The following is a 12,119-nucleotide window of genomic DNA, read 5'->3' as shown; positions in this document are numbered from 1 at the left end:
ATTAATAAAAATAATTTATATAATAAAAAATAGTATATTAAATAAAGAAAAATAATTCAAAGACCATCATGTAATAATAGAATTTTTCTTGAATTAAGTATTTATTTAGGATTCAAGTACAATACATGTAATATTTGAATAATATAATAATAGGTGTGTAGTCAATGTCACAAGATAAAAATAAAGAATATAAGGAAATTGGAGAAAAATTAAAAATATTACTAAAATTAGATAAAAATCCTGTAGCAATAAAATTATTTGAATCAATAGATGAAGTAGATAAAATACTACCAAAACATGAAGATAAGGCAAGACATTGTCAAATGGTATATGAAGCAGCAAGTGAAGGTTCTTCCTTCTATGCAACATTAGATGAACAAGAATGTTTAGTAGGTGCTAGTGTACTAGGATTAAGTGATAATAAAGTAAAAGTAGCAAGTATAGAAACACCAATGAAAGCAATAGCATATGCACCACTACAAAAGGCTAATTTTGATGTGGATGTAATAATATTATATACTACAGTAATGCAAGCATTTGATTTTACAACGATATATAGACAAGCTACGGGAAAAAGATTTGAAGCAGATTTTGCTGCAACACAAGCTTTATGTTCAGAAGCAGTAGTAATACCATATCAAAATAAAAAACCAAATATGAGTTTAGGATGTAAAGGTTCAAGATCATCTACAGGTTTTAAACCTGATGAAGTAGTAATAGCATTAACAGTTGAAGATGCAGAAGAAATTATGAATTATATTTAAATTCATTTTTCTATTTTATTTTTAACAAATAAATAATCATTATAATGATTAATATTTTTCAATTCAAGATCATTCTCTTTTTTTATTCCATAAAATTCAACATTATCCCGTATCATTCTACGTAAAATAGGATTTAAGTTCTGATTCTCATTTTTAATATAATTATACAACAATCTACCATAACATGCAAAGGGCATACCTAAACCTTCAGCTGAATCTAATTTTCCAATGTCTCTCCTTGCTAAAATACTAATGGTATTTTTGGGATTGGGACTATTTTCTAATGTATTTATTAAATTATTAATGGTATTTGTTGTTATTGTTGGCTGATCTCCTGCAAGATAAATGTAATTTTCATCTAAATTATCTTCTAAACAATTTAAAATAGTTTTAGATAATCCAACATCAACATTACTGTTAACCTTTATTTTCACAATTTTATTTAGATTATATTCTTTAAGAAGTTCATATATTTCCTCTTTATAATGCCCTAATGCAATTATAACTTGGTTAACTTCTGAATTCAATGTTTTTTCAATGGTATGTATAAGTATTGGTTTATTATTTATTTCTAATTTTAATTTATGAATAGGTTTTTTATTTTTTTTTCTAAAATCAGCAATCATTCTGGAATTTCTACCAGCTGCAGTAATTATAGCATCCATATAATCATCCTTTAATATTAGATTGTTATGAAGTAATTAATATTATTTTAAAAATAGTTTTTAAATAAAAAATGAGTAAAAAAAAAGAAGGTAATGTTTATTAAACACTACTTTCATTTGTGCTGTCAGTATCAGAAGTACTGTTAGATGTGGAATTTGTGTCAGTATAGGTTGCATTATCTTTAAGTTCATAGATTTTGGTAAATATTTGAGTACTACCTCCATCTCCTTCACTCCACATAACAACTTTTATTGGATAATCTCTATTATTTGAAATAGCTACATCAATTGTAGGTCTATATTCATATAATATAGCTTCATCTCCTGCAGACATTCCAACAGGTAATGGGTTACCTAATGCAACAATAGCATCTCTTAATGATATTCCTGCTGGACATACTCCATGAGTAGCACTTCCAGAAGTAGCTTCACTTTCTACTATAGGTGTGAATGAAACATTTTCTTTTCCATGAGCTGTTGAGTGTGGTGGAACTATGGTATTATTCCATCCATTAGCAAATTCTTTAGCATTTGCTGCACGAACCTGTGTAGGATATCCTGCAAGATCTCGAACAGTACTTGTAGCATTACTTATTTCATTTTCAGTAGCATTATGCTCATAAACAAGTACTGGTGCATATGCTGTATAATTTCTCATATAAGTGTATGTATCATTACCAAATAGGTGTGATATATTTTTTTCACCATAAACTCCTGTTCTATTATCATTGAAGTTACCAAGATAATAATCAACAGTTACATTATTTCCATCGTTTGCAGTTTCAAACCATGTTTTAAGAGAATTTGCACTAACAAAATCAGTAGGTACTGTGTCGTTGTTAATTTCACTTTCTTTTAATGTTTTTATAGTTTTATTATTTTGTACTAAATTAATACTATCTCCATTTTTAACAGCAACAGTGTATGGTAATTTATATCCCCATATCATAGATTTTGGAGCATTTAATGATACTTTACCATTTTCATCAATATTTACTTTAGCAGGACCATCTAATTTACTTGATATACGTCCATTAGCAGTAATGTATGAATTATTTTTAATAACATCCTTTGGTGCAGCACCAGTAATTAAGGACATATATGCAGTGGAAAAATCCCTATTTTTTATTGGTCTTAAAATGTTTCCAGGTTCAGCAAATAAGGGTACTTTCTTCATATTCTGTGTATCTATCAGAAGATCTCCCGATACAACAGTTGACCCATTAGCAACCATAATACTGTTAGTATTATTAGTATTAGCAGTAGTAATATTACACATTAAACCAGAAACAATCACTGTAAGAAGTAATACTCCTATAAATACATATGGATTACTTAGCTTTTTCATGATGTAATCAGCCCTCCCTTTTATTTTTATGAAAAAGATGATGGTATAATATAAAAAAATATTATTTTATATTTTTATAATTTAATTATAATTTTTTATTTTTTTAATATAATATATGTATGTTAGTTAAATTACTTAACTTATTCTAAAAAGACACATTAGATAAATACTAATTTGAGTATTGTTTTAAATGATTACATAAATAAATATTTCTTAATAAAAATAATTTTTTTTAAATTAAATTCATATAGTATGTTTTTTCGTCTAATAGAAGGAGTTTATGGTGTTGATTTTTATTAATCTATATTTAATGTTAATATTATTGAATTTTCATTGTCTATAATTTCTTTTTCTAACTTATAATTGTTCTTTTTAATCTTTTCTATTAATTTAACATATGTCATTTCTTGAATTTTGGATTTATAAGCATCATTAAGATTTTTAACATAATTACTAACTTCATCTTTTTGATAATTTCCAAAAAATACTAATTCATATGTATTATCTTCTAATTTATTTAGAGATATTTTTCCCCTTTCTTTAAATTCATTTAATTCCTCTTGTGAATGAAAACCTAAAAAATTTTCTTTCATTATTGATTCTATTATGTCAATGTTTTTCATATCTGTCCGTATCCTAAATTTTGGATGATTTTCATCTGTAATTTCTTTTAAATTAACATTAAAAATAGAATTCCCTGAATTTTGATCATATTCTTCACAAATACTTGTTACAAAATTAATGGCTTGATTTTTAGGGAAATTTCCCATAAACAGAATTTCAACATGTGAATCTACAATATAAAATAACATCTCACCTTGTCTACTGAACTTAAGTAGACTTTCTTTTGTTTTAAATCCAAATAGATTATTGGGATTTTTAAGTATATCTTCTAAATCTACAACACTTGGTATGTTTGTCCTGATTTTAAAATTAACATCATCAGTATAGTATTCATCACCCAATTCATATATATTACTAGCTGAATCAATTATTTTACTCAAGGGTTGAGGTAGTGCTTTTATTTGTATACTCATAATATCACTTTTGAATTTAGTTACTTATACTTGAAATTAAATAAGGTTTTATCTATAAAAAAGAATCTATAAAAAAAATATTTAATGGAATGTTTTTTCTTCTTTTAGAATGTTTGTTATTTGAGTTATTTTTTCCTGTCCATTTCCACCAACGAATATTTTATATCCTTTTTTAGTATTAATAAAGTTTAGAATATCATCTATATTTTTAAGTACAATCATATCCTTAGTATAACCAATATTATTCAAGTATTGTACATAATCATATGTTATGTCTTCAAGTCCAGGGAAAATAATAAGAGTATCAGGTTTATAATTGTTAATGTAATCTAGAATATTATATCTACAAGTTTCATATTTACGTGGTGTACCAATAATTAGAATATCAAATCTTTCTTCTTCAAGAACAGCTTTTAGGGCATCTACATTATCAGTTTTTCCAGAAACTATTTCATTATCATTATAGTTGATTTTTATAGTTCGACCTTCAACAGATTCAAATGTTTTTAAGGAATTTATAATATTTTCATCTAATACACCTAACTTATTACATGTTATGCGTGCTGCTTCTGCATTTTGTAGATTAAATTTACCAAATAAATTTAGTTCATGTTTGTATGTATTAAAGAAGTATGTTTCCCTACTTTCATTTTTAATTTTTTGAAGGTTTTTATCATTATAATTTAGAATAGCTACTTTATTTTCTATAAAACAACCAACTTCTTCTGTATAATGTTCTATAGATTTATGAACATCCATATGATCATAACCAATATTAGTTACAACTACCATGTCAATATCAAACACATAGTTACAAAAGTCAAGTGTCATATCACATACTTCTATAATCATATAATCATATTCATTTTCATTAGTATCAAGTAGTAATTCATTGTATCCTGAAAAACCACCACCACCATTACCACCAATAGCCACTTTATATCCTTCATTTTTTAAGATATGATAAATCATATGTGTGGTTGTTGTTTTTCCATTAGTTCCAGTTACTGCAATTGTTTTAATTTGTTTATGTTTGGTTAGTATGTCTGAAATAAAGATTTCCCTTTCTATTATATTTTTACAAATCTCTTTTTTAAATAAACTTGGACTTACTGAGACAAGGTCTGATTTATATATTTTATCTAGATTATGACTTCCAATTTCTAAATCTAACTTCTGAGTATTTAAGGGTTCTTTTTCTAAAAGACTTAAATTTATGTTCCTATTAATATCTGATGAATATACATCATATCCTCGTTTTAATAAAGAAATGGTGGCTTTTTGTCCCTCAACACCTAATCCTACAACACTCACTTTCATTATAAAAACTCTCCTTTTATATAATTCTTCACATATGTTTTGTATTATCTCTATTAAATTGAATTATATAGTTTTTATCTAATCTTGATTATTCTTATATAATATATAAATATTTTAATTTTAATAATATTATTCATTGATAGATAAAAAAATAATTTTACTTAGTTTATAACAATTTCTATAAAAAATATATTTTTTTTAATTTCAACGGGTTTATAAGGAGTTTTTGAATAATATGAAGAATTTAACTAAAGATATAATTAAAAAAATAAATGAAATAAAACAGCCTATTAAAATTATGCATGTATGTGGTTCACATGAACATACAATTATGTACAATGGTATACGTTCGATGTTACCTTCTGAAGTTCAAATTGTTGCAGGTCCTGGATGTCCAGTATGTGTGGTACCTTCACATGAAATAGATGAATGTGTGGCATTAGCAGAACAAGGAGTAACAGTTACAATATTTGGGGATATGTTACGCGTACCAGGTACAGAAAAGTCATTAGCCGATGCTAAAGCAGAAGGTGCAGATGTAAGAATAGTATATGGTATTGGCAATGCAGTAGAATTAGCAAAAGAAATTGATAATGATGTTGTATTCATGGCAGCAGGATTTGAAACAACAGCACCAACAACAGCCAATGAATTATTAAATAATCCTCCTGAAAATTTTTCAGTACTTTCAAGTCATAGATTAATACCTCCTGCTTTAGATTTCTTAGTTCATGATGAAGTTGAATTAGATGGTTTAATAGAACCAGGTCATGTATGTACAATAATTGGAACAAAACCATTTGAATTTTTATCAGAAGATTATGGAATTCCACAAGCAGTAGCAGGATTTAATCCATTAGATATCTTGTATTCAATATACCTTATATTAAAACAGAAAAAAGAAGATAATCCTAGAATACAAAATGAATATAAACGAGCTGTAAGAGAAGAAGGTAATATAAAAGCTCAAAAAGCTATGGATGAAGTATTTAGAGTAACAACTGCTGAATGGAGAGGTTTCCCTGAAATACCAAATTCCATATATGATCTTAAAAAGGAATTTGATGATCATAATGCTAGAGTAAAATATGATATGGAACTTCCAGATTCTGAAAATGTTCCACAAGGATGTATCTGTGGACCAATACTAAGAGGTATGGCAAGACCAGAGGATTGTAAATTATTCCGTGGAGAATGTAATCCACTTCATCCAATAGGTGCATGTATGGTAAGTAAAGAAGGTACTTGTAATATAGCATATAGATACTCAAAAATGGATGATTAAATAGAGTGATATAATGAATCAATTACTTGACACAATATTGGATAAAGTGAATAAGCAAGTAGATCATGCAGAAATATACATGGAGAGAAATGAATCTGTGGATGTTGATATTCTAAATGATAAAGTAAATCATGCAAAGGAAGAAAATGTTCTTGGGATTGGTATAAGAATAATTAAAAATCAAAGACAAGGATTTGCATACACAACAAATCTAAATAAAATCGATGAAACAATAAAACAAGCAATTAATAATTCTAAATTGAATCAAATTGATGAAAACATAAGTATAATTGACAGTAATAAAAAATACACAAAAATCGATGGATTATATGATAAACAATTAGAAAATGTTGATTTACAGGAATTTATTGATTATTCAAAAACATTAATTGATCTTGTAAAGGAAAAAAAATGTAATCCTACTGCAGGAGGTTGTGGTGTTGGAATTAACAAAGTAAATCTTGTAAATTCTAATGGGGTTGATGTATCAGAAGAATCAACATCCTGTGGTGCATCAGTTTCAGTTAATGTAGCTGATAATGATGTGGTATCAAGTGCATATTATTATGATATTCGTCATGATAAAAATATAGATTTAGAATTAATAGCTGAAAAATCAACAAAATTGGCTTTAGATTCAAGAAATGCAAAACCAACAACAACACGAAATGCAACAGTAGTTTTAGATCATACAGCAACAGTATCATTATTAAATACTTTCTTTTCAGCATTAAATAGTGAAAATAAACAAAGAAATCGTTCAAAATTTAAAGATGAATTAAATAAACAAGTAGCTTCATCTAATTTTACATTAACAGATGATGGAACAATTCCTGGAGCATTATGCTCTTCAATAGCAGATGATGAGGGAACTCCAACAGAAAAAACAACATTAATAGAAGATGGTATTCTTAAAAATTTCATTTATGATACATATCATGCAAATAAGGATGAATTAGATCTATCAACAACAGCAAATGCAGTAAGGGCTGGTTATAAATCAACACCTACTGTAGGATTTACAAATCTAAAACTAGATTTCAATGATAAATTAGCAATATCTGATATTACAGATGGAATCATCGTGGATAGTGTTATGGGAGCTCATACAGCAAATCCAATAACTGGTGATTTTTCTGTGGAAGCATTGAATTCTTTCGAAATAAAAAAGGGTTCTATAGAAAATCCAATTAAAAAAGTAATGATTTCTGGAAATATTTTTGATATAATGATGGATGTTAAGGCATTGGAAGGGGATATTCGTCAAATAGGGTCATGTATAACTCCTAAAATTGTAGCAGATAACCTAAGAATAATAGGTTAACTTTTACTTTTTTTTTAAATCTTTTCTTTAAAGATTAATTAATGTTATAATAATTAAATTGATATTTAGTCCATTTATAAAATATTTTTTATAAAAAATATCATCTTTTTTTTAATTATATTAATCTGTTGTATTTAATTAAATATATTTTTTTATTTTTCATGATTTTTTAAATATTCTCATAATAATTTTCATCTAAACTTAATTTTTATATAACATAAAACACATAATTAATATTTAAATATATTAGGGAAAATAAATAATTTAATATTTTAAATATTAAATGAGATTTTTCTAATTCTTTTTAATATGGACCATATAAGCGTAATGGAGTAATGTAAAATGTTTTGTAGAAATTGTGGAACAAAACTAGAGGATACTGATAAATTTTGTTTCAATTGTGGAAATCCAACAGGTAATTTAGTAGAACAAAAGGCACCAGCACCACAAGAAGTTAAAGAAGAACCTGATGTTGAAGAAGTTATAGAAACTCCTAAAGTAGAAAAAACTACTGAAGAAGCTCCTAGTGAAGAAATTATAGAAGAACCTGAAGTTGAAGAAATTATAGAAGAAATTCCATTGGATGGGGAAGTAGTTGGGGAAGTTACAGAAGATGTTCCTAGGGAAACTCCTGAAGTAGAAGAAGTTATGGAAACTCCTAAAGAAGTTGTAACTGAAAAAAAATCTATAGATTCAAAAGATGATTTAGACGACTTAGATGAATTTTTAGATTTAGATGATAACTTTAATTATGGAGATGTGGTATGGGAAGAAGTACCAGATGATGATGTATTGCTAGATGATGTTGAAGAAGTAGAATCACTTGAAAAAGAACAAAAACATGTATCTAATGAGAAAACAGCTAAAGATGTTACTACTGATGAAGAACCTAAAGATGCAAATGTTGACGATTTTATTGAAGAATTAACAGAACAAAAGGATGTATCTGAAGTTGAAAAGATAATAAAACCTAAAGAAACAAAATCTAATATTATTGAAGAGGATTTAGAATCTGATTCAATAAGTTCAATTAAATCTTCAATAGCAGATAAATTTAAAATTGATGATGATTCAGAAAATACTGATTTAACTAAAGTAATATCTTATGAAGATAAAGATGAAGATTTATCAATTAAATCAGTGAAAGAAACACAAGATGATAAAAAATCTGATGATGACTCTGATAGTATTAAATCCAAGTTTAATAAAAAATTAGATGATGAATTAGAAGAATTTAACACAGATTTAGATGAGAATGTTAACTCATTAAGTAGTAAGATTGTGTCTGTTTTAATAATATTATTAATTTTAATAATTGCAGTAGTTGTAGCTTTATCAATAATACAAATTGTAGGTATATAACTTCTTTCTTTTCTTTTTTTTTTTAAATGATTTCTTATTTTTTTTTAAAAGAATAAAACATGCTTCTTTTTTAAATCCTGCCGAAATTATTATAAATAATATAATCTAATAAAATATAATTATGAATATTTTAGAGAGTAAAGGTAATATTTCAAGAATAAATGAAATAATAAGGATTTTAGCCAAGTATGGATTTGAAAGTATTGCTCAGAAAATAAGTAATACTCATCTAAGACACATATCTCTAGACAATGATGTTTCTAATGATGAATATGATTTAAATACACGTATTAGGCTTGTTTTACAAGAACTTGGAACTACCTTTATTAAATTAGGTCAAACATTGAGCACTTATCCTGATATGGTTGGTTTTGAATTAGCAGAGGAATTATCTAAATTACAAGAATCTGCTCCAATAACAAGTTATGATGAAATTAGAACAATTATTGAAGATGAGTTTTCAAAACCTATTGACTCTATTTTTGATAATTTTGAAATAAAACCAATAGCATCAGCAAGTATTGGTCAGGTACATAAAGCAACTCTAAATAATAAAGTTGTTGCTGTAAAAGTACAACATCCTAATATTCAAGATACTATTTCTAAAGATATTCAAATCATGCGTTTTATTGCTAATCGTCTTGATAATAACGTTACAATGGCTAAAGCATATAATTTACCTGGTATAATTGATGTTTTTGAATCAGATATATATAAAGAATTAGATTATAAATTTGAAGCTGTGAATGCTATTCATATTAATGACTTATTATGTGAAGATGAAGTGCATATACCTAAAATTTATTTAGATTATTCTACTAATAAAGTTTTAGTAATGGAATTTTTAGATGGGGTTAGTCTTAATAAGGTGTTGATGGATTCTACTGATAAATATGATAAAGAAAAAATTGCACAGATAGGCACTGATTCTTTTGTTAAACAAATTTTAGTTCATGGATTTTATCATGCAGATCCCCATCCTGGTAATATATTTGTTTTAGAGGAGAATATTGTAGCCTTTGTTGATTTTGGAATGATGGGCCATTTAAGTGCTGATTTAAGGGCTGATTTAGCAAAATTATTTATTTTCATATCTGAAGGTGATTCAAAACTACTAACTAAACAATTATATTATATGGGTATAATTAAAAATAAAAATAATTTTGAAAATATTGAAAATGAAATCACACATTTGTTAGATAAGTATTATAATTCACAGTTTAACGATGTTTCTGGTGTATTTAAAGAACTTATGCATGAAGATTTATTAAATAAGTATGGATTAGTCATACCAAGAGACTTGATGATGGTTATTAGAACGATAATTATGATTGATGATATAGGAAAATCACTAGTTCCATCATTTAATGTAACAGAGGCATTAAAACCATATGCATTGAAGATGTTATTAAATAATTTTAAACCTAAAAGAATACTACAACGTACAAATGAAAATATTATGGATGTTCAAAATTTAGCTAAAAAATTACCAGACTCTCTATTAAACTTTTTTGATGTTGTAGATGATGGTAAAATACGTGTAAATCTGGAGTATGATGAGATTGAAAGAGTAATTCAACTTCTATCAAAAACAATGGATAAAATAGTAATTGCTTTGATAACTGCTGCAATACTTGTAGGTTCATCTCTAATTATGTTAACAGATCATGGAACATCAATAATGGGATATCCTATTATAGGGTTTGTAGGTTTTGTATTCAGTGCAATACTTGGAGTAGTTTTAATTTTCATGATTCTAAGTAAAAATTACTAGAAATTAAGTTATATTTTAAAGAAAAAAAGATATTATTTATTTTAGGCGGTGATTTATTATTTAGAAGAAACTATCTAAACTTGTTTGTATTTCATTGTTCATAATCTGTTCTTCAGTGTATCCTATAGCTTCTAGTATTCTTAAAGTAGCTGGTAATACTTGATTTTGAATGTAATACTCAGGATCATATGTTTTATTTCCAATATATTCTATTGGTTCTGCACGTCTACTAATTGGTTCTTTTCCTTTTGTAATAATGTAACGAATAATAGAACCACTAGTAACTGTTTGGCCATGTAACTCTAGTTTTTCTGCAGCAATCACATGTGGTGCAATTTGCTTATAGTTTTCAGGTTTTTTAGTTAATTTAGTATGGATAACTAAATCTTCTAATTCAACTTCACCATTATTTAATCTTTTAATAACATTTTTCACAATTTTTTTTGCTTTATTTGGTGAAGCATCCTTAAGAATAGCTTCTAATACTTCATGTTGGGTATTTTTAGCTACTGCTGCCCAATCACGACGAACAAGTTCTAAACCTTTAACAGTAATAACACCATCACATATGACAGCATATCTTTTTTTGGTTACAAAGAATCCTCTGTCATAATAGCCTTCTAACTCAAGCTCCATGTCTTGGGGTAAATTTTGGTTTATGGAGCTAAGTAGCTCCGTAACCTGTTTTTCAATTTTTTTTGGAATGCTCATTCGATTAATACACCATTAACTATTCCTTTTTGACCTGGTCTGGAAGTTATTTTTGCTTTACCAATTTCTGTTTCAACAATAGCTCCTTTTGTAATAATGTTTCTTCTTACAAAGTGGCTGTTAGCTCCATTTTCAAGTACTGTTAACATTTCAACGTTTTTACTGGAGTTGTCTTTAGGATCAATAACATTGATTCTTTTTGCTACGGTAGCTCTTGTTTTGGTACAGTTTCCTCTTGCTACTATTTCTTTTTTAACTTCGTCTCCAATCCTTGTTTCTGCTGGATTTCTTCCGAATTCAGCATTTCTTTTATTTTTATTTCTTCTTGATCTTGCTCCTGATGGTTTTCTTAAAGAGCTTCCTTGCCATATTGCCATATTTGTCACCTCAAATTTATATTAGGTTATACTGTGTAATTATAGTATAACTTAGTAATTCTGTATTAAAAAAATTAAGTAACTTCTAAAAAGTTATCTTATAATTAATAAGTGTTTTGTTTAAATAGTTAGTTCATTAGATATGATTTTAC

At 26.7% G+C, this 12,119-nt stretch carries 11 protein-coding genes; 5 read left to right on the top strand and 6 right to left on the bottom strand.

All coding sequences use genetic code 11. The features are described 5' to 3' along the window. The first annotated feature begins 164 nt into the window (after positions 1-164). Entirely contained in the window at positions 165-764 is a 600-nt protein-coding gene (locus tag A9758_RS03535) for a DUF169 domain-containing protein (protein ID WP_011406866.1), read from the top strand. A gap of 2 nt (positions 765-766) precedes the next feature. Here the strand turns inward: A9758_RS03535 and A9758_RS03530 are convergent, their stop codons facing one another. The 4 genes from A9758_RS03530 to A9758_RS03515 form a co-directional block, all read right to left on the bottom strand. After that, positions 767-1,429, bottom strand: a complete 663-nt coding sequence (locus A9758_RS03530; protein ID WP_011406865.1) for an NTP transferase domain-containing protein — start codon at positions 1,427-1,429, stop codon at positions 767-769. Positions 1,430-1,529: 100 nt separating this feature from the next. Continuing rightward, a complete protein-coding gene (locus A9758_RS03525) occupies positions 1,530-2,777 on the bottom strand; it encodes a hypothetical protein (protein WP_011406864.1) in 1,248 nt (415 codons plus the stop codon). Between the two features lie 296 nt (positions 2,778-3,073). Beyond that, complete coding sequence (locus A9758_RS03520) at positions 3,074-3,814, bottom strand: hypothetical protein (RefSeq protein WP_011406863.1); 741 nt, start codon at positions 3,812-3,814, stop codon at positions 3,074-3,076. A gap of 81 nt (positions 3,815-3,895) precedes the next feature. Next, complete coding sequence (locus A9758_RS03515; RefSeq protein WP_011406862.1) at positions 3,896-5,134, bottom strand: Mur ligase family protein; 1,239 nt, start codon at positions 5,132-5,134, stop codon at positions 3,896-3,898. Positions 5,135-5,369: 235 nt separating this feature from the next. Between A9758_RS03515 and hypD the strand changes: the two genes are divergently transcribed. The 4 genes from hypD to A9758_RS03495 all read left to right on the top strand — a co-directional run bounded on the left by hypD (position 5,370) and on the right by A9758_RS03495 (position 10,879). Then, on the top strand, positions 5,370-6,419 hold the full coding sequence (hypD, locus tag A9758_RS03510) for a hydrogenase formation protein HypD (protein WP_011406861.1): 1,050 nt from the start codon (positions 5,370-5,372) through the stop codon (positions 6,417-6,419). 13 nt (positions 6,420-6,432) lie between these two features. Continuing rightward, complete coding sequence (locus tag A9758_RS03505) at positions 6,433-7,743, top strand: TldD/PmbA family protein (RefSeq protein WP_011406860.1); 1,311 nt, start codon at positions 6,433-6,435, stop codon at positions 7,741-7,743. A 342-nt stretch (positions 7,744-8,085) separates the two neighbouring features. Beyond that, positions 8,086-9,105, top strand: a complete 1,020-nt coding sequence (locus A9758_RS03500) for a zinc ribbon domain-containing protein (protein ID WP_069776333.1) — start codon at positions 8,086-8,088, stop codon at positions 9,103-9,105. 121 nt (positions 9,106-9,226) lie between these two features. Next, on the top strand, positions 9,227-10,879 hold the full coding sequence (locus A9758_RS03495) for an AarF/ABC1/UbiB kinase family protein (protein ID WP_011406858.1): 1,653 nt from the start codon (positions 9,227-9,229) through the stop codon (positions 10,877-10,879). 60 nt (positions 10,880-10,939) lie between these two features. Here the strand turns inward: A9758_RS03495 and A9758_RS03490 are convergent, their stop codons facing one another. Beyond that, the gene (locus A9758_RS03490) at positions 10,940-11,590 is read right to left on the bottom strand and encodes a DNA polymerase domain-containing protein (RefSeq protein ID WP_011406857.1); all 651 of its coding nucleotides are present in this window, start codon (positions 11,588-11,590) and stop codon (positions 10,940-10,942) included. After that, the gene (locus tag A9758_RS03485) at positions 11,587-11,967 is read right to left on the bottom strand and encodes a 30S ribosomal protein S8e (RefSeq protein ID WP_011406856.1); all 381 of its coding nucleotides are present in this window, start codon (positions 11,965-11,967) and stop codon (positions 11,587-11,589) included. Before A9758_RS03485 ends, A9758_RS03490 begins: the two co-directional genes overlap by 4 nt. Positions 11,968-12,119: the final 152 nt, after the last annotated feature.

The organism is Methanosphaera sp. A6 (assembly GCF_001729395.1).
GTDB classification, from domain to species: domain Archaea; phylum Methanobacteriota; class Methanobacteria; order Methanobacteriales; family Methanobacteriaceae; genus Methanosphaera; species Methanosphaera stadtmanae.
Note: the sequence above shows the minus strand (reverse complement) of the source record. Positions and strands in the feature narration are given on the sequence as shown.

Coding starts and splice junctions, on each gene's coding strand:
- A9758_RS03535 (WP_011406866.1), top strand. CDS start 165: ATGTCACAAGATAAAAATAAAGAATATAAGGAAATTGGAGAAAAATTA.
- A9758_RS03530 (WP_011406865.1), bottom strand. CDS start 1,429: ATGGATGCTATAATTACTGCAGCTGGTAGAAATTCCAGAATGATTGCT.
- A9758_RS03525 (WP_011406864.1), bottom strand. CDS start 2,777: ATGAAAAAGCTAAGTAATCCATATGTATTTATAGGAGTATTACTTCTT.
- A9758_RS03520 (WP_011406863.1), bottom strand. CDS start 3,814: ATGAGTATACAAATAAAAGCACTACCTCAACCCTTGAGTAAAATAATT.
- A9758_RS03515 (WP_011406862.1), bottom strand. CDS start 5,134: ATGAAAGTGAGTGTTGTAGGATTAGGTGTTGAGGGACAAAAAGCCACC.
- hypD (WP_011406861.1), top strand. CDS start 5,370: ATGAAGAATTTAACTAAAGATATAATTAAAAAAATAAATGAAATAAAA.
- A9758_RS03505 (WP_011406860.1), top strand. CDS start 6,433: ATGAATCAATTACTTGACACAATATTGGATAAAGTGAATAAGCAAGTA.
- A9758_RS03500 (WP_069776333.1), top strand. CDS start 8,086: ATGTTTTGTAGAAATTGTGGAACAAAACTAGAGGATACTGATAAATTT.
- A9758_RS03495 (WP_011406858.1), top strand. CDS start 9,227: ATGAATATTTTAGAGAGTAAAGGTAATATTTCAAGAATAAATGAAATA.
- A9758_RS03490 (WP_011406857.1), bottom strand. CDS start 11,590: ATGAGCATTCCAAAAAAAATTGAAAAACAGGTTACGGAGCTACTTAGC.
- A9758_RS03485 (WP_011406856.1), bottom strand. CDS start 11,967: ATGGCAATATGGCAAGGAAGCTCTTTAAGAAAACCATCAGGAGCAAGA.